The following is a 21,364-nucleotide window of genomic DNA, read 5'->3' on the forward strand; positions in this document are numbered from 1 at the left end:
AGAAGCGAATTTATGCAGTGTATACATCATGATTGTCCAAACTATACAATACACCGCATAAATTCGAATGTTGCTTTTCACTAAAATGAATGTGAGAAAAGGATTGGCAATAAAATTAAGTTATCAAATCCAGCTTAAAAAATAACCGGTTTTTTTAACAGCTAATCTTCATGACTTGCTCATATTCATCGTTTGACTTAACACCCCATCTAAATACTCCTTTGTTCGTTTAGCAATTGGATATGGTTTATCAAAAGGTGCCGGGTACATATCTTGTTCTACAACTACCCAACCTGCATAACGAATGTCAGCCAATACCTGAAAGAATGCTTTCATATCAACAACACCTAACTCCGGTTCGCACATGACATCTCTCTTAACAGCCTCTGCAAACGACCAGTTATTTGCTTGCATCATCTTTTTCACTTCCATATCACAGCTTTTAATATGCAAGTAAGGAATGCGATCATGGTGTTTTTTCATAAAAGCAACTGGATCTCCATCACAGTAAGCATGATGGCCAGTATCCAGGCAAAGATTGATATCTGTATCTTTTAATAAGCGTTCTATTTGTTCTTCTGTTTCTATATGGCTTTGTGCATGGGGGTGAAACACAACTTCAAGATCATAGTTTTCCTTTGCAACCTTTCGAATACGATTTACATTCTCAATAAATTGCTTCCACTGCTGTTCGTTCAGCTCAACAGGTCGCAAGATCTCACCAGTAAATAAGTCTGTATAGCAATCATCAATTAATACAACATATGGAGCAGTATCAAATTGCACTTGCAGCTCTGCCATCATATGAAGCTGCTCGATCATATTTTCTGTTTTTTCAACTGACATCAAATCGCCTACTAAAGTCGTGGCTACTAATTGAAGGTTTCGCGAATCTAATTCATGTTTTAACGTCTTATAATCATTAGGCAAATACCCCCATGGCCCTAATTCGATCCCTTCATAGCCAGCTTGCGCCATTTCATCAAGGCATGTCTTCCAATTGATTTGCTTTTCATCTTGTGGAAACCAAACACCCCAGGAATCAGGGGCAGTACCAATTTTAATTGCCAACGTTAACTCCTCCTTCAGTCTTCACATTAACCCAAATATTGCTCTTAGCTGACTCTAGCAACGCTTTCACTGTTGCATCAACTTTTGCTGCAAAAGCAAAATCACATGTATAAGCAGCACCTTGAGTAACAGCTTTCAACAATTTGTGTGCTTCTATCACCTTCATATCGTTATAACCAATTGCAATTCCAGCAGCCGGCTGAAAAGCACTGTAGCCTTCATGCCCTTCGTTTAAAAACACCCTTCTAAATCCTCTATCAAAAGGATCATCAGAGGTAAAATAGACGTGAACCTCATTCATATCCTCAAGTGAATAGTACACACTTCCTTTTGTACCCTGAATCTCATAGGTTAAATAGTTCTTTCTTCCAGCGGAAACCCGACTGCAAGATATGGTACCTATTGCTCCGCTATCATACTGAGCGATTGACAGTAAAACGTCTTCATTTTCAACCGTTCCATGTTCAAGTGACCCATTTGTTTTTGGTCTAGTTTTAATAAATGTTTTTGATACAGATTGAACAGATTTTATATCTCCCATTAAATACTGTGACAAACTTAGTAAATGGGAACCAAGATCCCCTAATGCACCTGATCCTGAATATTTGTTGATATGGCGCCATGATAGTGGAATTTCAGGGTTAAGCAAGCTATCTTGATCATAGGTGCCATTAAATCGAATGATTTCTCCCAGTTTCCCGGAATCAATTAACCCTTTAATGTAGGCTGATGCTGGATTAACGACATTATTATAGCCGACATAGTTGACTACGCCTTTCTTTTTCGCCAGCTCCGCCAATTCATATGATTGTTCAAACGTAAGCGTTAAAGGTTTTTCGCAATACACATGTTTCCCATTTTCTAACGCAGCCTTCGCAACTTCATAATGAAAGGCATTCGGTGTGGCAATATCAACGATATCTACATGGGGATCTGTTACAACATCGAGCCAATTTGTCGTTGATCGCTTGAAACCTAGAGTATTTTTTGCCTTTTCAACAACCTCTATATTGACATCTGCAATGATTTCAAAGACCGGCTTTCCATTACGGCTTCCAAAAACCATTGCCGCTTGATGAAATGATGAAACATGGGCTTTTCCCATCCAACCTGCTCCTACCAAACCAATTCGTACATCCATCTTTTTTATTCCCCCTATTAAAAGTTTAATTTAATACTATAGATTAAAGAAAACGTTGTCATCAGTGATTCTTGCTGTTATATTGTAAATAATTGCTCTTTCCAACCAAACATAGCAGGAACGGAAATAAAAGAGGTGATAGCTTTGAAAATGAACGAAAAAGGTATTTTACCTCATTCAGAAATGCGCTTTTATCAACCAAGCGACTTCGCGTATAAGGCCTTATACCATTTAATTTATAGCGGAACCTTTTATACAAATAGTGATTATCATGTAAATCGTAACAACTGGAACAGTTTTTTATTTCTATATGTAGAAGACGGAAAAATGATTGTGAAGTTTGAAAACAAGGAGTATTGCGCCACAAAAGGCGAATTTATTTTTCTTAACTGCTATAAACCTCATATCTATTACTCAGAAGGAAATAGTACGTTTAAATGGGTTCACTTTGCAGGAAATGCCAGCCGTGCCTATTTCGATCAGATTTTTTCAAAGCATGGGTGTGTTTTCCCCACTATTCAAAACAACCTAAAAATGCTTATGAGCCAGCTTCTTGAAAACGCGGAAAAAAAACAGAATGACGAAGAACATATATCTATTTTAATCAGTAAGATTCTTTACGAATTAAACAAAATTGCCTTCAAGCAGCAAGATCAAATGAATACTGTTGTGACGAAAGCCATTTCTTTTATTGAAGCCAATTTTAGTAAAGAACTTACTTTGGAGGATATTTCATCACATGTCAATTTAAGTCCATATTACTTCTTAAGACTATTTAAAAAATCTACTAATGTAACACCAATTCAGTACGTAATTCGGCACCGATTAAATCATGCCAAACATTTATTGCAAAATACCGACTCTTCAATTAAAAACATTGCATTCACCTGTGGATTTCAAAGCGAAACACATTTTATTAATTCTTTTAAAAAAGCAAATGGTCTGCCTCCAAATAAGTTTCGTAATATTACATTTTAGAAGAATAAGCTTACATTTTTAGCAATTCAAAAAAGTCAGGACCTCTAAAAACAATATCAAGTTTTTTTAGAGGTCCTGACTATGTTACCAGTTTTATTTGATTAGCTTACATTTATTTTCTAATCATAATGTATCATATTAAAATAGATATTCTAAGTTAAAAAGCAACTAACATTTTCATCAATCTTTAATTGGAGCACTATTTATTAATAACAATCGATAATTTATAGTTTGCATGCTTGTTTAAGTCTACTAAAAATTGATCCAAACGTTCATTAGATGGAAATTTGCATTCGAGAAGATAACAACTATCTCCACTGATTTTATAGTTGTTTATGACGAATTGTTCTTGTGTTTTTATGAAGGAGAGATAAGGTTCATGGTGGGTACTTTTTGTATAGATATTAATCAAAGCATGGATAAAACAGCCTAATTTAGCTTGATTTACTTTTATGGTATAACCCTCAATGACTCCATTATCCTCTAATTTCGCGACTCTGGACGCTGCTGCTTGTCCAGTCAAGTGGACTTTCTCACCTAATTCTTTCATCGTAATCCGACTGTTTTTGGATAACTCATCCAAGATCCGCATATCTGTGTTATCTAACATTTAGTCAACTCCTTTCATTAATCAAGTGAAACGGCCAAAAGACTTGATTTTATCTATGTAAATGGTATTCGGACATAGTATAAACTATACGTAAATGAAAGAAAAGGAGTTGTAAAAATGAAGATTACACATATTCGAAATGCAACCATCGTTGTTGAATATAAAGGCAAAAAGTTTCTAATCGATCCATTTTTAGCAGATAAGGGAACTTACCCACCTTTTCCTAATTCAGTAAGACAAGATCAACATAACCCTTTAGTTAGCTTACCAACATCTATTGACGACATTATAAAAAATGTAGATGCTGTCATTGTCACTCATCTGCATTTAGACCACTTTGATGATGCTGCCAAGGAAGTATTGCCAAAGGAGATCAAAATGTTTGTCCAAAATGATGAAGATGCGAAAGAAGTAAGAAACGCTGGGTTTCTACATTTAGAGGTACTGCAAGAAGATACAGTCTTTGAAGGGATCCAATTAGTGAAAACAAAAGGTGAACACGGAAGAGGAGAAATCTTAAAACTTGCTGGTATAGTGTGCGGTGTTGTCTTCAAACACCCAAATGAAAAAACGTTATATGTGGCTGGAGATACAGTGTGGTATGATGGAGTTCGAGAAGAGATCCATACACATAAACCAGAAATCATTGTTGTAAATGGCGGTGATAATCAATTCCTACAAGGCGGATCCTTAGTAATGGGGAAAGATGACATCTATGAAGTTCATAAAGCCGCTCCTAATGCCAAAATCATTTCTGTCCATATGGAAGCTGTCAACCATTGGACATTATCACGAGAAGAATTAAAAAGCTTCATTGAGGAAAAAGGAATCTCTTCAAATGTGTTAGTACCAGAGGACGGAGAATCATACTCATTTTAAATAGAGAAAAAAAAGAATTTGATAGTGTGAAAGGTTTTTAAGTTTATTTACTTACGCATTTGAAATAACAAGGGGCTCATGATCATGTCGTTGACAATCATGAGCTTCTTCTTAATTATAGGTCTATAGCTGCCCGAAACAGTAATATTCTAGTAGAAGATAGGTAGGAAAGCATGTAAAATCAAAAAAATTATTTTATAAGGAAGTGCCGTTTATGATAACTGAAACAGTAGTTACAAAAGGGGTAAAACAGCAGCATGCTTGGCTTCAAGATTATATTGATTCACCTGAAAAGCAAAAACAGCTTTATAAAAGAACGTTAAGAATTGTGATCCTGTCACAAATCTTTGGAGGGGCAGGACTTGCAGCAGGTATCACGGTAGGCGCACTACTTGCACAAGAGATGCTGGGGACTGAAAGTGCAGCAGGGATTCCTGTTGCCTTACTTACTTTAGGCTCTGCAGGGGCCGCACTGCTTGTAGGCAGGCTTTCTCAGCGTTTCGGGCGTAGAGCAGGACTTGCAGCAGGTTTTCTTACTGGCGGACTTGGTGCGATCGGCGTAATAATCGCCGCCTTAATCAACAGCGTCTTTCTTTTATTTGCTTCTCTGCTTTTTTATGGAGCTGGTACCGCCTCAAATCTGCAAGCACGATACGCGGGTACAGACCTGGCGACAGTTAAACAACGGGCAACTGCTGTAAGCATGGCTATGGTTTCGACTACCTTCGGTGCAGTAGCGGGTCCTAACTTGGTGGGTGTTATGGGTGGATTTGCAGATTCTATTGGGATTCCAACTTTGGCTGGTCCCTTTGTCTTAGGGGCGGCTGCTTTTATTCTTGCAGGATTGGTTCTCCTCCTATTCCTTCGTCCAGATCCATTGATTGTATCTACAGCCATTGCAAATGCCCAAGAGGAAAACAGTACAGTGCAGGAAAAACCAAATTCGAATAGCTCTCCAATAAGCAAAAGAGGAATTGTAGTCGGCGCTGCAGTTATGGTTTTAACACAATTTGTCATGGCTGCTATTATGACAATGACACCGATACACATGGGACACCATGGCCATGGTTTGAGGGAAGTGGGATTGGTTATAGGCTTTCATATAGGTGCCATGTACTTTCCTTCCCTTGTTACAGGCCTATTAGTAGATAAAGTCGGCCGTACTGCGATGGCAGTTGCATCTGGTTCTACGCTTCTGGCCTCTGGTATGCTGGCAGCTTTTGCTCCAGGAGACTCCATGATACTACTTATCTGTGCACTAGTACTGCTTGGCGCTGGCTGGAATTTTGGCTTAATTAGCGGAACGGCTCTCATTGTCGATGCAACACATCCATCTATTCGTGCAAAAACTCAAGGGTCGGTTGATGTCTTGCTTGCACTATCAGGTGCCTCCGGCGGAGCGTTATCAGGAATGGTCGTCGCTCATTCTAGTTATGCGGTACTATCTCTTTCTGGAGCGATTCTTTCCCTGTTGCTGATACCTGTTGTTGCTTGGTCTCGGAAGGTTCAAAGCAGAGAACTGGTATAATATGTATCTAATTTTAGTTAGATTGGAATAAGTACAAAAAGTTATACTTTCTTGGAAACTTTCAATATATAGAAGCCATCCACACTTGCGATACCAAGCTGTGGATGGCTTCTGCTTCTATTTGCCTTAATTTAATTCGTTAGAGATCTGCATTTGCTCCTCTGTCAGCGTGCCCTCGACCATTTTTCTTTTAACATGGTAATCAGTATCTAGCCTAATTGGAATTGAAGGCAAAGAACGCCTTGTATTCCAATTAGGCTTATTTGCCCTAGGCTGAGCAAGGCGCTTGCGCTTTTCTTATTCAGCATGCATTCTAATGATGATTTTTCCACGTACATGACGGCCTTTTAATTTATCCAAACCAGCAGGTAATTCCTCTTTAGGAAGAACTTCAGTTATCATCGGATCAAGCGTTCCTGCATCGACCCTTTCCAATAATTCTTTTGCCATAAAGGCCAAGTTTTCCCTCGCACGAATGGAACCACTGGAATGAGCTGCACCTAGCGCAACCTCATGTATGGATGGAGAAAGAGTAAAAGGCTTAACATTAGACATATCTGGTGCACCAGCGATATAAGCCATGTGCCCGGAGAAGGCCAGTCGTTTTAAGTCTTCTGTAGCTTCATTAGAGCCTACTGTATTGAAAATCAAATCAACACCTTCATTATTTGTTTCTTCTAAAATTCGTTTCGTGACATCTTCTGTTTTATAATCGATGGCCACATCTGCTCCAAGAGATGTTACCCAAGAATGGTTATGTGATGAAGCTGTTGTAAACACTTTTAATCCCAGCTCTTTAGCCAATTGGATCGCATATCCGCCAACCCCGCCAGCTCCTGCATGAATCAATATCGTCTTTTTGTGATGATGATTTAATTTTTGAATCACAGCTTGGTAAGCCGTCATCCCCGCACAAAGAACTGCTGCCGCTTGATCATAAGAAACACCTTCAGGAATTTTAGCCGCAGCGTGTGCATCAATTACCGCTTTCTCAGCAAACGCACCCTTTTGATTCAAATCTGTATGACATGCTACACGGTCCCCCACTTTAAATCCCACTACATATTCACCAATTTCAACCACCTCTCCTGCGAGATCTACTCCCGGAATATGTGGATAGCTCCAGTTGTTACTACCATTTTCGATCATTTTATAATCAACAGGATTCAAAGCAGTACTAACAACCTTTACAACAAGTTGTCCTTCTCCGGCAGTAACATCCTGTATATCACCCCATGTAAGGTTGCCTATGCTGCCGGGATTTTTGATGAACCATGCTTTCATCTTTTTTAAACTCCTTCCTAAGTTAAACAGGTTTTCTTACTGTTGTAAAAAATTTTAACATTGTATTATAAATTTTAGAAAGAAATTGCTCCTGTCAGTAATGCAACAAGTATCATGACAACACAAGTTCCTAGCGCCCATTTTAAAATAAACTTCTGATGTGCCCCAAAATCAACGTTTGCCATACCTACTAATAAATGGGTTGAAGCGATTAATGGACTCATTGCGTGAATTGGTTGGCCAAGTACAGAGGCCCGTGCAATTTCAACTGGGTCTACTCCATAGGCAGCAGCTGTTTGAGCAATAATGGGAACGACGCCAAAATAATAAGGGTCATTCGCCATGACATAAGTGAGAGGAAGGCTTGTAATCGCTGTAATGAGTGCGAAATAAGAACCAAGTTCTTCAGGGATTATGGAAATGAGACTGTTCGCCATTTCATCAACCATATGTGTTCCCGAAAGGATTCCAGTAAAAATTCCTGATGCAAAAATCAAAGCGACGACGATGACTACACTATCTGCATGAGACGAAAGGATTTTCTTTTGAACTTCCAGATTAGGATAGTTAACCATTAAAGCTAAAGCAAATGCGAGAATAAACAATGCAGGTAAAGGCAACACCCCTAAAACTAGTGTTATGATTAGAGAAACTGTTACTAAAAGATTAAACCATATTAAATGAGGCCGCTTAAAATCCGACTCCACTGTAGCAGCTATTTCTTGCTGTTCCATAAACTCCTTAGACATATCTATCTGCAAGATTCCTAGTCTATTACGTTCTTTTTTCCCAAGAAGATAAGCCGTAAATAATACCCATAGCATTCCTCCTATCATAATTGGAACAAGAGGAAGAAAAACGTCATTTGCGTCAAGCTTTAATGCACTTATCGCTCTGGCTGTTGGACCTCCCCATGGGAGCATATTCATGACCCCAAAAGCCATCATCGATACGCAGGTTAAGATTAGTGGATTCATGCCTAAGCGCTTGTAAAGCGGTAGTAATGCGGAAACTGTGATGATGTAGGTCGTTGTCCCATCCCCGTCCAAAGCGACAAGACTTGCAAGGACTGCAGTCCCAATAACAACTTTTAAGGGATCACCTTTAACGATTGACAAAATTTTTAATACAAGTGGATCAAATAAACCGGCATCAATCATGATGCCAAAATACAGGACAGCGAACATTAACATGATTCCTGTAGGAGCAACACCGCTTAGCCCATCTAATATCATCGGTCCAAGGTCTTTTCCAAATCCTCCAATAATCGCAAATACGATAGGAACAACAATCAGCGCAAGTAAAGCTGACATCCTTCTCGTGACAATTAAAAAGATAAAACATGTCATCATTAAAAACCCTAATAATGCAATCATCTAATCACTCCCTTTAAATTGAATCCGCTTTCAAATATAGTTATACCATGCTACTAAACAAGTTTATTTCGTAACATAAAATGAGAATTCAAACATTATATAAAATCTTGAATTCTCACTTTTATTTCAAATACACAATCTTAAGCTTCTATATCATGTTGATAGACTTCTTGTTCATCATTTTTGTTTTTCTTTACTATTTGGCGTAAAACAGTTTGCATAATTCCTCCGTTACGATAGTAATTGATATCGATCACACTATCCAGTCGTACGATGACCTCAAATTCAAAGGAACTGCTATCTTCACGAATCCCCTTCACCTTTATCGTTTGCCATGGCTGAATGGTATTACATAAACCTATCGTTTCAAAGGTTTCATTTCCAACAATGCCAAGTGATGCGGCACTTTGTCCATCTATGAATTGAAGAGGAAGAACCCCCATTCCTACCAAGTTACTACGATGTATACGTTCAAAGCTTTGTGCGATCACTGCTTTTACCCCTAGCAGATACGTCCCTTTTGCTGCCCAGTCGCGCGAGCTTCCTGTCCCATACTCTTTACCGGCAATCACAACAAGAGGTGTTCCATCTTGCTGATACTTCATCGCTGCATCATAGATCGGCATGATTTCACCTGTCGGTACGTACTTCGTTACACCGCCTTCAGATCCTGGAACCATTTGATTACGAATTCGATGATTAGCCAAGGCTCCGCGAATCATGACTTGATGGTTACCGCGGCGTGAAGGATAAGAGTTGAAATCTTTTGGCTTAACTCCATTTTGCTGCAAATACAAGCCAGCAGGACTCTCGGCCTTTATTGCTCCGGATGGAGAAAGATGATCCGTTGTAACAGAATCACCAAGCAAAGCAAGAGAATGTGCCTTTTTAATTTCTTGAATATCGTCTGGCTCCTCAGGAAGATCCTTCAAAAACGGCGGCTCTTGAATATAGGTTGAAGATTCATCCCAATCATATAGTTCTCCTTTAGGAATATCAATAGAATTCCAGGCTTCATTTGCTGTGTAAACATTTTGATAGCGCTCCTGAAATAATTCAGGACGGACAGCATTATCCAAATATTCTTGAATTTCTTGAGCAGATGGCCAAATATCCTTCAAGTAAACTGGCTGCCCATTTTGATCGTGACCAATCGGATCATTAATCAGATCAATATCCACCGTCCCTGCTATAGCATAAGCAATGACAAGCGGTGGAGAGGCCAAATAATTTGCTTTGATTTGAGGGTGTATACGACCTTCAAAATTTCGATTGCCTGAAAGCACACCTGCCACAGTCAAATCGTGATCAGCAATGGCTGAACTTACCTCATTAGGAAGCGGACCTGAGTTGCCTATACAAGTCGCACAACCATATCCGGCAATATGAAATCCAAGCTCCTCCAGATAGCTTAAAAGTCCAGATTCTTTTAAATAATCGGTAACTACACGGGAACCAGGTGTGAGAGAACTTTTTACATAAGCAGGTTTATGGAGTCCTTTTTCGATCGCCCTTTTAGCGACCAGTCCGGCTGTAATCAATACATTAGGGTTTGATGTATTGGTACAACTTGTGATGGCAGCTAGAACAACAGAGCCATTTTTAAGCATCGATTCTTCTCCATTATCATGCTTTAGTAAGACCTCTTTCGTTAGATCTTCCTCATTCAAACCGTATCCACCATTATCTACCGGTTCAAGCATGACTTTATGATATTCCCGTTTCATCGCTGTTAAGTCGACTCGATCCTGCGGGCGTTTAGGGCCGGCTAAGCATGGTACTATAGTTGATAGGTCAAGCTCGATCAAATCCGAATAAACAGGTTCAGGGCTGTCACTATCTAAAAACATATCTTGAGCTTTATAGTAGGACTCGACAAGCGAGATGTGTTCCTCGCTTCGACCAATCAGTCTTAAATAATTCAATGTTTGTTGGTCTACGGGGAAAAAACCCATTGTCGCTCCATACTCTGGCGCCATATTGGCTACTGTTGCACGATCCGCTATACTCATCTCTGCTATACCTGTCCCGAAAAATTCAACGAACTTACCGACAACCCCTTTTTTCCTAAGAATATTTGTCACTGTTAAAGCCAAATCTGTTGCGGTTGCTCCTTCTGGTAGAGATCCTGTCAGTTTAAATCCAACGACTTCAGGGATCACAAAATATAAGGGCTGACCCAACATTGCCGCTTCTGCCTCAATACCTCCTACTCCCCAGGCTACTACTCCAAGTCCATTAATCATTGTTGTATGTGAATCCGTTCCTACAAGAGAGTCGGGATAAACTAAAATGTCACCGCACACTTCTTTTGACGTAACTACTGATGACAGAAACTCCATATTGATTTGGTGCATAATCCCAGTTGCTGGAGGAATAACAAGAAGATTATGGAAGGAGTTTTGCGCCCAGCGAAAAAATCGAAACCGCTCCATATTCCTTTCAAAATTAATTTTTTCATTTAACTCCATCGCATCAGAACTTCCATAATAATCAACCGTAACAGAGTGATCCACCACAAGATCAACAGGTATCAACGGATTTACTTCAGAAACCTTTCCCCCAATCCGCCTCACCGCTTCTCTCATCGCAGCTAAATCGACAATTGCCGGCAGACCTGTCGTATCATGAAGCAGAATGCGTGAAGGTTTAAATGGAACTTCTTGGTTTGGATCACGCTCTTTTGACCAGTTTGCTAATTTTTTGATATGCACTTTTGTGATACTAATACCGTCATATTCACGTAAAACGGCCTCCAGTAACACTTTAATCGAATAGGGCAATGTAGATATGTTCCCTAGTCCATTTTCCTCTAGCGCGTTTATTCGATAAAAACGATATACTTTTTCATTAACGTTAAGAGTTGCACGGGTCCCAAATACATCTTTTCTTCTATTTTTCATACTGCTCTCAACCCCTTAAGTCTTTCTATTCTAAAAATTATTTTATTTCAAATTTTGACATTCGAAAAATATCATTATTTCATAGTTAGATATGAAACTTTTTCATAATAGACACGGAATCTTTCTTCTTTAATCTGTTATTCTGTGCTATGGTTTTATTAAGAAAACTAAGGGAGTTAATCGAATGGATGAGCGTGACTGGCTTATTTTACATACTTTGTTTCAAGAAAAAAATATTACAAAAGCTGGACAGAGTCTGTTTATTGCCCAACCGACGTTAACAAAACGATTAAAGCAAATTGAGACACAATTCGGGGTAAAAATTGTCGATCGTGGCATAAAAGGAGTTCAATTTACTCCTGAAGGGGAATATCTTGCAAAACGTGCTGAAGAAGTGCTGACTATTTTTCGTGAAATAAAAGAAGATGTAGAGAACTTTCATCATAATGTGTCAGGAACTTTAAGATTAGGAGTTTCTAATTTTATTAGCAAGTATAAACTGCCTGTTTTACTTAAGCTATTTAAAGATAAGTATCCCGATGTTGAATTTCAAGTGGATACTGGCTATAGTAAAGATATTTTTAATTTGGTATATAACCAAGCTTCACACATCGGTTTCATTCGAGGGGAGTATAGCTGGCCTGATGAAAAGCATTTATTATTTGAAGAAGATCTTTGTGTCGTGTCAAAAGAGAAAGTTCACCTCGATGATCTTCCCCATTTACCAAGAATAGACTATCGAACAGATCAACTTTATAAACAGTTAGTCGAAAATTGGTGGACAGAGCATTTTTCTCAGTCCCCATACATTGCTATGTCGGTGAATCAAGGTGACACCTGCAAAGAAATGGTATTAAATGGATTAGGCTATGCCATAATGCCTTCCCTTTTTTTACATGGTATAGAAGATATTCATAAAATTTATTTGAAAGATAAAGAAGGAAATCGGTTAACGCAAAAGACGTGGATGTTCTATTATAAGGAATCGTTAGAGGTAAATGTTGTTCAGGCGTTTGTTCATTTTATAAAGGAGTTGGATGTATATCATCTTTAATATATGTAAAAAAGGACAAGACATAAGAAAAGCGCAAGGCGCCCGCCTATCGGCGACAAGCATAAGTCAAACAGGAATAGAAGGTGTTCTTTACCTTCAATTCCTGTTTGACTTATGACCTCGAGCCGATGGCGCCTGGAGCTAGACACCAAAACTAAGTTCAAAATTTATACTTTCTTATCTTTTAAAGAAAAGCCATTTATTCGTCTGTCCTTTTTTATAGTTTTTATTCAATCCCTTGATATTAAATAGCAACTCTCTTACTTAGACAGTTTTATCCGGTCTAATAAAAAACCACCTTTAAAATAACGTGGTTCATATGAAATAATAAAAGCTTGAGGTTCAAACTTCTCTACGTACGCAATTAATTCACTTTCGCGATTTCGCTTTGTTAATATATCAAGTTTATATCGATTACTATCGCGTCCTTCACCGATATATAGAGTGACTCCAAACCCATTATTTCTTAGGGTATCAATTAATTCATCATTTTTTGATTGTGTATTGACAGTTACGTTAATATAACCAATCGCTAATCTTTTTTCAATTTTTGTTCCAAAAATAATTCCAATACCAAAGCCTAAGGCATAGACCACCATTGCAGCAAAGCTCTGTTCACCACTAAATACAAGGGATAAACCAAATACATAGATTAATATTTCTGCTATTCCGATTATAGAAGCAAGGACTGGAATGCCTCTAACCAAAAAAATTGTCCGTAGAGTAAGTAATGGTACATAAATAAGCTGTAATAATAAAATAAGAAGAATTTCTTTCACTATATCACCTCATAACGTTATATAAACAGGTAAAAAGCTCAGTAAGATTGGAAGGAAACTATTCGATATATCACTAGAGATGGCTAGATATTATATGTAAATGAATGTGTACTCTTATTTGACAATTCCCAATATTTTCTTCATTAACTGCATTAACCATTTAAGTTACTCCTCTCATAACAAATATTTGTTAATTATTAAGTTTGATTTTCAATATTACGCAATCATTATCAACAACGGTGTTATTTTGGAAATGCTTTAAATATCATGGTTATTAAATGATCATGATTTATTAATTGCAGTATAATCCCTCTTAAGGTTTTTGTAAATGAATTAATTTCATAAATTTTAGCCGATCAGTAACAAAGCTTTCAAGAACTAAAAAAAGCTGCCTGATCTCCAATAAAGTTTGAAGATCGGGCAGCTAAGTTGCCTCATTAAAACAGAAACAAGTCCGTATTCTGGATCTCAGACGACTCTTTCACCTTTTTGATGAGGTAAATCCAGAACTTGTTTCTGTTCAACAAAGGTGCTCAACTTTCTAATTAGCAGTCTTTTTCGATGCGAAGCAGTCTTTTTCGATATTTTTGGATTTGTTGATAGAGCTGGCTTCCGTTAAACTCATATTCTTTGTTTCCGGAGCCATGAATAGAGTGATTAAGAATCCAATAAAAAGCACTGCCCCACAAATATACAACGTCGTTGACAAACCATAATTTGCCATAATAGCCGGAGAGAGAAACGTACCAACGGATGAGGCGATACGAGCCACTCCAGTAGTAAAGCCCCCTGCTGTTCCCCGTATATGGGTTGGGAAAAGCTCATTCGGATAGATCCAGGTATGAGCTCCCATCCCGGTATTAACCGTTCCATAAATGACAAAGAGAGCTAGGATGAAAACAAATGGCATATTCATTCCAGAGGTTGCTCCCAGTACGAATAAAGAGATAGAACAGATTAAAAACGCCCAATAAAGTGTAGGTTTTCTTCCGAATTTTTCAAGAAGATAAAGGGCAGGAAACAAGCCGACAAGATAGATGATATTAATGACTGCCGCTCCCAGGTATTCCCTCGTTCCATCAGCAAAACCAAATTGTCCAAGGATCTCTGGAATATAGGTATTTATTCCATAGAGAGGGAGGACTTGAAGCGAATAGAAAGCTGCTACGAAAAACACCCATTTCCCATAACCATTTCGAAATATATCGAGAAAGCTGGTTTTCATCTTGTCCTCTTGTTCGTTAGACATGATGACATGTTTTCCGAATATTTTCTGAACAATAGCATTTGCTTCTTTTTCCCTTCCTTTGCTTGCAAGCCAACGAGGGGATTCTGGCATATTTAAACGTGAAATAAGCATGATAATTACTGGGACCGCACTACTTGCAAGCATCCATCTCCAGCTGTCATCACCGATGGATAACAATAGATAACCGACTAAAAATGAACTCGCGTAACCGACATACCAGAGTCCATTAAGACCTCCAAGTAGGGCACCACGATTTTTTGCTGGTGAAAATTCCGTCATCAAGGCTCCTGCAATAGGATAATCTGCCCCTACCGCAATTCCTAAAATAAATCGTAAAATGACCAACTGCACGGGATCGTTGACAAAAAACTGAAGGATTGACACAATAGCCATGACAAGCATATCGATGAGAAACATCTTCTTCCGGCCAATAAGGTCTGTAAGATAGCCTCCTAATACTCCACCAAATAACATACCCGCAAGAGTTGCCGCTCCAACCAAACCTATCATAGTTACAGACATATCAAGTTGAGTCTGCATGACAGAAAGTGCTACTGCAATAATTCCGATAATATACCCATCGAGGAATGTACTCCCACTGGCATAGGCAAACATTTTATAATGAAAACGGCTTAAAGGCATTTCTTCCATTGTGCGGACTTTACTCATAAATTCCCTCCTACGACTTATTAAATATTTCAATACATTAATAAGTCCTGATATATTTTTGAAACTATTGCCTGGTTGTCTTTCGGTTTCAATAAAATTGAGTCATGGATAAGAACATCAAATAATCTTAGGTACCGATAAAGCGTTTACATTCTTCCGTTCTTGAGGTCCCGTTTCATTTGCTAAAAAAGCAGCGACTAGCGCGTGGACCATAAACAACCTTATCCAGACTTCTCCAATTCGTGGTTCAATAGCTACAGCATTTTGCTTGTGATTGGAGCAGGAGTTGCAAGGACTGTATAACTTACTTGCAACTCTTCCTCTAATCTTTTAGGTAAAGCGTACTATGAAAGATAAAATGATATTAACCCTTTACAAATACTGTTTTAATATTTGTAAAAAATTCTATGGCAGCTTGACCTTGTTCACGTGAAAGAGAACTAGATTTTTTCATACCACCGAATGGAGCTTGAAGTTCTACTCCTGCACTCTCAGCATTGATGCGTACAAGGCCTGCTTCCATTTCGTTAATAAAGGACAGCATTTTTTGGATATTTGCTGTGAAAATAGAAGCACTAAGTCCAAACTCTACATCATTCGCTACTTCTAATGCCTCTTCAATTGTATCAACCTTCATTAAGGCTAATACAGGCCCGAAAATTTCCTCTTGAGCAATCGTCATTTTTGAATTTACATTTTCAAATACTGTGGGTTCAACATAGAAGCCATCCTCCAAACCAATAGCTTCACATTTACTTCCACCATATAAAAGTTTTGCACCTTCTGCTTTTCCTATTTCAATGTAACTTAATACCGTATTTAACTGATTCTCACTTGCACATGGTCCCATCCAAGTGTCACTATTTAATCCTTGCCCTACTTTTATCTCTTTTACTTTAGCTAGCAGCTTTTCCTTAAATACATCATAAACAGAGCTTTGAATAATCACACGACTCGTAGCAGTACATTTCTGACCTGTTGAACGAAGTCCGCCGCTTATTGTTGCTTCAACAGCAAGGTCAAGATCAGCATCCTCTGCAACAATCACTGGATTTTTCCCACCCATTTCCAACTGATATTTAGCACCGCGTGCAAGTGCTCCTTGACCAACTTGTTTTCCTACATTATCTGAACCAGTAAATGTGATACCATTAATGTCGGGATGATCAATAATGCCTTGTCCAATAACAGATCCTGAACCTGTAACCATATTAATAACACCATTTGGTAATCCTGCTTCATGAAAACATTCGATTACTTTTGCCGCTGTAACGGCTGTTTCGGTTGCAGGCTTTAATACAACTGTATTACCGTATACAAGAGCGGGTGCCATCTTCCAGAGTGGAATCGCAACTGGGAAATTCCACGGTGTAATCACTCCCACAACGCCTAAAGGCGCTCTACTAGTGAACATAAGTGCTTCACTATCTGTAGAAGGGATGACATCTCCTACTTTACGCATACCTTCTCCGGCATAATAACGAAGAATGGCTACACCACGAGCCGTTTCTCCTTTCGCCTCTTGGAAGGTTTTTCCCATTTCTCTTGTCATGGTTTCTGCCACTTCTGCTAATCGTGCTTCTAACACATTTGCAACTTTATAAAGATACTCTCCTCTTGCAAGTGCAGATAATTTTCTCCAAGCAATTTGTGCATGCTTAGCAGCAGAAACTGCATGATCTAAATCTTCTTTCGTTGATTTTGAAACATATCCAACGATTTCATTTTTATTAGCTGGATTAATGCTAGGGATAACTTCATTCGTAGAAGAAGATTTCCATTCACCATTTATATAATTAACAAATGTTTTACTTTCTGCTTTCACTGTCATAAAAATCAATCCTTTCTGTCACTGCACCTTATCTTTAAAAAAATTTACTTCCTAAAAAAACAATAAAAGGAACTGAAAATATTGCGATAATGGTTGAAAAAACCGCTGCCTTTACCCCAATTTCTTCATCCTTTGTATAACGTGCTAATAGGACTGGAGCGATTGTCATCGTAGGCATTGCTACTTGAATAATAATGACTTGCTTCATCATCATTGAAAAGTTGGTAAACACCACAATTATTATTGTTAGAATTGGAATGATAATTAACTTCAATAAAATAGGTACTGTCAATCTACTAATTGTCAAAGCTCCCTTTTGTTTAAGCATCATCCTTATTAGTATTCCAATGTAAAGCATTGCCAGAGGGGTAGCCAAATTTGCTAACATTCCATTTAATTGTTGAATAATTTCTGTCGGTTTCGTTTCAGTCATGATTACGAATAAAGCTATAACTATTGATATAACTGGAGGATTTATTAATTGTTTTAAAGATGCAAGTGAAAACTGATAATTTTCTTGCAATAACGCAATACCTACCGTAAATAAAATGATCCCTACCCCTGTATCAAATGCTGCTGCAAGTAGAGCCCCTTTTGGACCAAATATTGCCGCACATAAAGGAATCCCAATAAAACCTGTATTCCCTAATCCAGCAATAAAAGCCATTTTCCTTGCATTACTAGGAGAATATTTAAATATTCTTGCAAAAATCCATCCCAATAGTAACCCTGCTAAACTGATGATTATTGAAAAAATAAAAATAATCATCAGCTGAGAAATTAACTCTTTCCCTACCTCAGCTTTAAAAGCACCATCCAGTATAATGCAAGGGATCGCTACATGAAGCATAATACTTATAAGCAGCTGCTTTGATTCCTCTGTTATTTCATTGGCTTTTGCGATCATATATCCAATTACAGAAATAACTGCCATAATAAACATAGAACTTAAGATCGATAGAAATACCAAGTTAAGCTCCCCTCTTAAAAAACTAGTGCTAACATGATAATTAGAGTCCTATTTTAAATTAGAGCTTTTGATAGACTCGATTATTTTGAGAATGAAACTTTCACTTCTCCTAAATGATCAAATACAGCTGTAAATTCATCACCTGGTTCAACATCAATAGTAGTAGCAAGGGCTCCGGAAAGAATCACTTCTCCAGCTCGTAAAACTACACCAAACTCTGCTAATTTATTAGCTAACCATGCGACACAAGCTGCAGGATGCTCCATAGCGTTCTTTCCTATACCTTCTTTCATTAACTGGCCATTTTGATATACTTTCATCGTAATATCAGGAAGATTAACTTGATCCACTAAAACAGGTTGATCTCCAAGAACATAAAGACCAGAGGATGCATTATCCGCAACGGTATCTTGCAATTTCACCTTCCAATCTTTTATTCTACTATCAATGATTTCGATAGAAGGAAGAACATAGTCTGTTGCTTGAAGAACATCTTCAACGGTAACATTCGTGCCCTGTAAATCTTTTTTTAACACAAACGCAATTTCACATTCGATCTTCGGCTGAATGACATCATTAAGGGATACCTCATGGTTATTTTCAACAATCATATTTTCAAATAAATGACCACAATCTGGCGTATCAATACCATACATTATTTGCATATCACGAGAAGTTAAACCAATTTTCTTACCAACAATTCTAAGTCCTTGAGATCGTTTTTCCTGAACCACTTGCAGCTGAATTTCATAAGCTTCGTCTAACGTTAAATCTGGCTTCAATTGAGTTAATGGGTCGATCGGCTTTTGACTCTTCTCAGCTTCAATTAAATAATTTGCAAGATCTTTAATTTTTTCAGACACTACTCTACTCAACAGAGAGCCCTCCTCGTATATGAATTAATTTTTATTTTGCAAGATTACTTTCCCAAATTTTTCTGACCTTTTAAAGTATTCCTGAGCGTCTCGCGCTTTTTCTAATGGAAAGACCTTATCAATAAGAGGTTTAATTTTCTCTTTACGAATCGCATCTAACATTTCATCAAATTCTTTCCGAGTACCTAACGTGCACCCGATTATTGAAAGATGTTTTAAATAAACTGTACGGATATCAAGCTGTGTAATCGCACCACTGACAGCACCAGAAATTGCTAACCGTCCACCGTTTTTTAATATCTGCAAACAAGTTGAAAATAAAGGATCCCCTACTACATCTAGTACAACATCAAGCTTGCCACCTGCAGCCTTAAAAATATCATTCGGTAAAGTTGTTGATTTGTAGGATATAACTTCACTTGCTCCGAGTTCGATCATTTTTTCTTTTAAAGTTAGATCTCTTACTAGTGCAATGACATTTGCACCAAATACTTTTGATGCAATTTGAACTGCATAGGAACCAACTCCTCCAGTAGCCCCTGTAATAAGAACTTTTTCCCCAGGAACAACTTTACTTTTTTCAAGCATATGCCACGCAGTAAAACAGCTAACAATAAAAGAAGAACTTTCAACATAACTAGACAATGGCATTGGTCTGCATAATTCCTTTGGCCATGCAATATACTCTGCATAACCACCATCACACTCGGAACTCATTAACGTTATATCTTCTGACATATGTTCAAAACCATCAGGAGCTGAAGAAATAAAGGGAAATAACACTACTTTTTCTCCTAAACATGCTGGATTGATATTTGCACCTACAGCTACGATTTGCCCCGCAACATCTGTTCCAGGAATTCGAGGAAAAGAAATTGCCTCTCGTTTCCAACCAGCCTTTTCGCTTGATTTCGTATCAGTACCGTAACCACCTTCACGCAATAAAATATCTGAGTTATTTACAGCACATGCATATATTTTTACTAGCACCTCATTTTCCTTAGGAATTGGTACAGGTACTTCCCGTTCCTCAAGCTTTTCAACTCCTCCATATTCTGTTACAACTACAGCCTTCATTTTTGATGGAATTGATTGTAACAAACCATTTCTCCCCAATCTTTTCTCTCCTTATCTATTTACTGCTCTTGATTCTTAATTTTTTTCTAGATTGTTACTAAACTTAAAATCTAATCAATAACGCGATTAATTTCTTTTAACCGTTTTTAAGAATTAGTTGCAAATGTCCATACTGATCAAGTATTTAAGATGTTACTCTTAATTGCAAGGAAGGATTGCCATTAAAAGGAACTTCACCTATTTTAATTGATTCGGTTGGACAACCTTCAAAGGCATCCATCATATCTTCTTCGAATTCATCAGGTACTATTGCAGTTCCTTCATTATCATCTAATATGACAAACGCAGTACCCTCATCATCGTAATCATAAATATCAGGAGCTGCAGCACCACAAGCTCCGCAAGCAATACAAGTTTCTTTATCTACGATCGTATAAATAGCCATCCTTGCTCCCTTCCTCCTCTCTATATTTCTGTTGAATCCCGAATCTTTCCATATAAGGTTCAGAAATAACAGACATATGTTTTCAGTGTGAGTCCTGCACTAGCTGCGCCCGTTTTCAGGGTACTATGAAAAAGCACTAATAATATTATAAACACTTCATTAAATGATCAAGATATAAAAATGATCGAGATCATTTAATGGCAATAAAAAATGAAGTTATGATACAATACAAGCGTGAGGTTCAATTAACGAAACAGTATTCGGCTCTTTATTAAGATACAATACAATAGCATTCCCTTCTTGACGTACATCATAAGTCTTTAATTTACAATTTTTTGCAAACAAAGATTCCCCTGTTTTCATATCAAATCCCCATCCATGTAAAGGACAGCGTAAAATCTCATTATGTCTTCCGTATTGATAAGTATGAGGATCACTTGGTAGCATCGTTCCATCTACCGAACCATATACCATGGATACTCCTTGATGCGGGCATTTATTTCGAACGGCATATAACTCACCATTAACATTAAAAATAGCAATTTCTGATCCATCAACTTTTACTAATTTACGTTGACCAGGCTGTAAATCCTCTGATGAACAAACAGTCACACTTATTAATTCATCCATATTAGTTCTCCTTTC

The 21,364-nt window shown here is 37.9% G+C and carries 18 protein-coding genes; 4 read left to right on the forward strand and 14 right to left on the reverse strand.

Going from position 1 to position 21,364, the window contains the following annotated elements:
• Positions 1–168: 168 nt before the first annotated feature.
• A complete protein-coding gene (locus ACSVDH_RS24580) occupies positions 169–1,071 on the reverse strand; it encodes a sugar phosphate isomerase/epimerase family protein (RefSeq protein ID WP_439252845.1) in 903 nt (300 codons plus the stop codon).
• Positions 1,061–2,212 (reverse strand): Gfo/Idh/MocA family protein, encoded by a 1,152-nt coding sequence (locus tag ACSVDH_RS24585; protein WP_439252844.1) that lies wholly within the window; start codon positions 2,210–2,212, stop codon positions 1,061–1,063. Before ACSVDH_RS24585 ends, ACSVDH_RS24580 begins: the two co-directional genes overlap by 11 nt.
• Positions 2,213–2,362: 150 nt before the next feature.
• On the opposite strand from ACSVDH_RS24585, the gene ACSVDH_RS24590 reads away from it, so the two are divergent.
• Positions 2,363–3,190 carry a helix-turn-helix domain-containing protein gene (locus tag ACSVDH_RS24590; protein WP_439253000.1) on the forward strand — a complete coding sequence of 276 codons (828 nt, stop codon included), beginning with the start codon at positions 2,363–2,365 and terminating at the stop codon, positions 3,188–3,190.
• A gap of 199 nt (positions 3,191–3,389) precedes the next feature.
• On the opposite strand, the gene ACSVDH_RS24595 is transcribed toward ACSVDH_RS24590, so the two are convergent.
• Positions 3,390–3,800, reverse strand: coding sequence for an Lrp/AsnC family transcriptional regulator (locus tag ACSVDH_RS24595; protein WP_439252842.1), 411 nt, complete (start codon positions 3,798–3,800; stop codon positions 3,390–3,392).
• 117 nt (positions 3,801–3,917) lie between these two features.
• On the opposite strand from ACSVDH_RS24595, the gene ACSVDH_RS24600 reads away from it, so the two are divergent.
• Complete coding sequence (locus ACSVDH_RS24600; protein ID WP_439252841.1) at positions 3,918–4,679, forward strand: MBL fold metallo-hydrolase; 762 nt, start codon at positions 3,918–3,920, stop codon at positions 4,677–4,679.
• 214 nt (positions 4,680–4,893) lie between these two features.
• Positions 4,894–6,207: an MFS transporter gene (locus ACSVDH_RS24605; RefSeq protein ID WP_439252840.1), complete on the forward strand. Its 1,314-nt coding sequence runs from the start codon at positions 4,894–4,896 to the stop codon at positions 6,205–6,207.
• 297 nt (positions 6,208–6,504) lie between these two features.
• Here the strand turns inward: ACSVDH_RS24605 and ACSVDH_RS24610 are convergent, their stop codons facing one another.
• From ACSVDH_RS24610 to acnA, 3 genes are all read right to left on the reverse strand, one after another.
• On the reverse strand, positions 6,505–7,491 hold the full coding sequence (locus ACSVDH_RS24610; RefSeq protein ID WP_439252839.1) for a zinc-binding dehydrogenase: 987 nt from the start codon (positions 7,489–7,491) through the stop codon (positions 6,505–6,507).
• 74 nt (positions 7,492–7,565) lie between these two features.
• A complete protein-coding gene (locus ACSVDH_RS24615) occupies positions 7,566–8,867 on the reverse strand; it encodes a CitMHS family transporter (protein WP_439252838.1) in 1,302 nt (433 codons plus the stop codon).
• A gap of 140 nt (positions 8,868–9,007) precedes the next feature.
• Positions 9,008–11,770 carry an aconitate hydratase AcnA gene (gene acnA, locus ACSVDH_RS24620; protein ID WP_439252837.1) on the reverse strand — a complete coding sequence of 921 codons (2,763 nt, stop codon included), beginning with the start codon at positions 11,768–11,770 and terminating at the stop codon, positions 9,008–9,010.
• A gap of 184 nt (positions 11,771–11,954) precedes the next feature.
• Here acnA and ACSVDH_RS24625 point away from each other — a divergent pair, with 184 nt between their 5' ends.
• A complete protein-coding gene (locus tag ACSVDH_RS24625) occupies positions 11,955–12,824 on the forward strand; it encodes a LysR family transcriptional regulator (protein ID WP_439252836.1) in 870 nt (289 codons plus the stop codon).
• Positions 12,825–13,084: 260 nt separating this feature from the next.
• Here ACSVDH_RS24625 and ACSVDH_RS24630 read toward each other — a convergent pair whose 3' ends face one another.
• The 8 genes from ACSVDH_RS24630 to ACSVDH_RS24665 form a co-directional block, all read right to left on the reverse strand.
• Positions 13,085–13,603 (reverse strand): DUF2179 domain-containing protein, encoded by a 519-nt coding sequence (locus ACSVDH_RS24630; RefSeq protein WP_439252834.1) that lies wholly within the window; start codon positions 13,601–13,603, stop codon positions 13,085–13,087.
• A gap of 541 nt (positions 13,604–14,144) precedes the next feature.
• A complete protein-coding gene (locus ACSVDH_RS24635; RefSeq protein WP_439252832.1) occupies positions 14,145–15,521 on the reverse strand; it encodes an MFS transporter in 1,377 nt (458 codons plus the stop codon).
• 364 nt (positions 15,522–15,885) lie between these two features.
• Positions 15,886–17,352, reverse strand: a complete 1,467-nt coding sequence (gene gucD / locus ACSVDH_RS24640; protein WP_439252831.1) for an alpha-ketoglutaric semialdehyde dehydrogenase GucD — start codon at positions 17,350–17,352, stop codon at positions 15,886–15,888.
• Positions 17,353–17,386: 34 nt separating this feature from the next.
• A complete protein-coding gene (locus ACSVDH_RS24645) occupies positions 17,387–18,322 on the reverse strand; it encodes an AEC family transporter (RefSeq protein WP_439252830.1) in 936 nt (311 codons plus the stop codon).
• An 80-nt stretch (positions 18,323–18,402) separates the two neighbouring features.
• On the reverse strand, positions 18,403–19,197 hold the full coding sequence (locus tag ACSVDH_RS24650; RefSeq protein ID WP_439252829.1) for a 2-keto-4-pentenoate hydratase: 795 nt from the start codon (positions 19,195–19,197) through the stop codon (positions 18,403–18,405).
• 24 nt (positions 19,198–19,221) lie between these two features.
• Positions 19,222–20,313 (reverse strand): zinc-binding dehydrogenase, encoded by a 1,092-nt coding sequence (locus tag ACSVDH_RS24655; RefSeq protein ID WP_439252828.1) that lies wholly within the window; start codon positions 20,311–20,313, stop codon positions 19,222–19,224.
• Between the two features lie 145 nt (positions 20,314–20,458).
• Complete coding sequence (locus ACSVDH_RS24660) at positions 20,459–20,719, reverse strand: ferredoxin (RefSeq protein WP_439252827.1); 261 nt, start codon at positions 20,717–20,719, stop codon at positions 20,459–20,461.
• A gap of 216 nt (positions 20,720–20,935) precedes the next feature.
• Positions 20,936–21,349 (reverse strand): Rieske (2Fe-2S) protein, encoded by a 414-nt coding sequence (locus ACSVDH_RS24665; protein WP_439252826.1) that lies wholly within the window; start codon positions 21,347–21,349, stop codon positions 20,936–20,938.
• Positions 21,350–21,364: the final 15 nt, after the last annotated feature.

The organism is Metabacillus sp. Hm71 (assembly GCF_051842955.2).
Classification (GTDB): domain Bacteria; phylum Bacillota; class Bacilli; order Bacillales; family Bacillaceae; genus Metabacillus.

Excerpts from the sequence above, each read along its gene's own strand:
- ACSVDH_RS24585 (WP_439252844.1), bottom strand. The coding sequence starts at position 2,212 with ATGGATGTACGAATTGGTTTGGTAGGAGCAGGTTGGATGGGAAAAGCC.
- ACSVDH_RS24590 (WP_439253000.1), top strand. The coding sequence starts at position 2,363 with ATGAACGAAAAAGGTATTTTACCTCATTCAGAAATGCGCTTTTATCAA.
- ACSVDH_RS24595 (WP_439252842.1), bottom strand. The coding sequence starts at position 3,800 with ATGTTAGATAACACAGATATGCGGATCTTGGATGAGTTATCCAAAAAC.
- ACSVDH_RS24600 (WP_439252841.1), top strand. The coding sequence starts at position 3,918 with ATGAAGATTACACATATTCGAAATGCAACCATCGTTGTTGAATATAAA.
- ACSVDH_RS24605 (WP_439252840.1), top strand. The coding sequence starts at position 4,894 with ATGATAACTGAAACAGTAGTTACAAAAGGGGTAAAACAGCAGCATGCT.
- ACSVDH_RS24610 (WP_439252839.1), bottom strand. The coding sequence starts at position 7,491 with ATGAAAGCATGGTTCATCAAAAATCCCGGCAGCATAGGCAACCTTACA.
- ACSVDH_RS24615 (WP_439252838.1), bottom strand. The coding sequence starts at position 8,867 with ATGATTGCATTATTAGGGTTTTTAATGATGACATGTTTTATCTTTTTA.
- acnA (WP_439252837.1), bottom strand. The coding sequence starts at position 11,770 with ATGAAAAATAGAAGAAAAGATGTATTTGGGACCCGTGCAACTCTTAAC.
- ACSVDH_RS24625 (WP_439252836.1), top strand. The coding sequence starts at position 11,955 with ATGGATGAGCGTGACTGGCTTATTTTACATACTTTGTTTCAAGAAAAA.
- ACSVDH_RS24635 (WP_439252832.1), bottom strand. The coding sequence starts at position 15,521 with ATGAGTAAAGTCCGCACAATGGAAGAAATGCCTTTAAGCCGTTTTCAT.
- gucD (WP_439252831.1), bottom strand. The coding sequence starts at position 17,352 with ATGACAGTGAAAGCAGAAAGTAAAACATTTGTTAATTATATAAATGGT.
- ACSVDH_RS24660 (WP_439252827.1), bottom strand. The coding sequence starts at position 20,719 with ATGGCTATTTATACGATCGTAGATAAAGAAACTTGTATTGCTTGCGGA.
- ACSVDH_RS24665 (WP_439252826.1), bottom strand. The coding sequence starts at position 21,349 with ATGGATGAATTAATAAGTGTGACTGTTTGTTCATCAGAGGATTTACAG.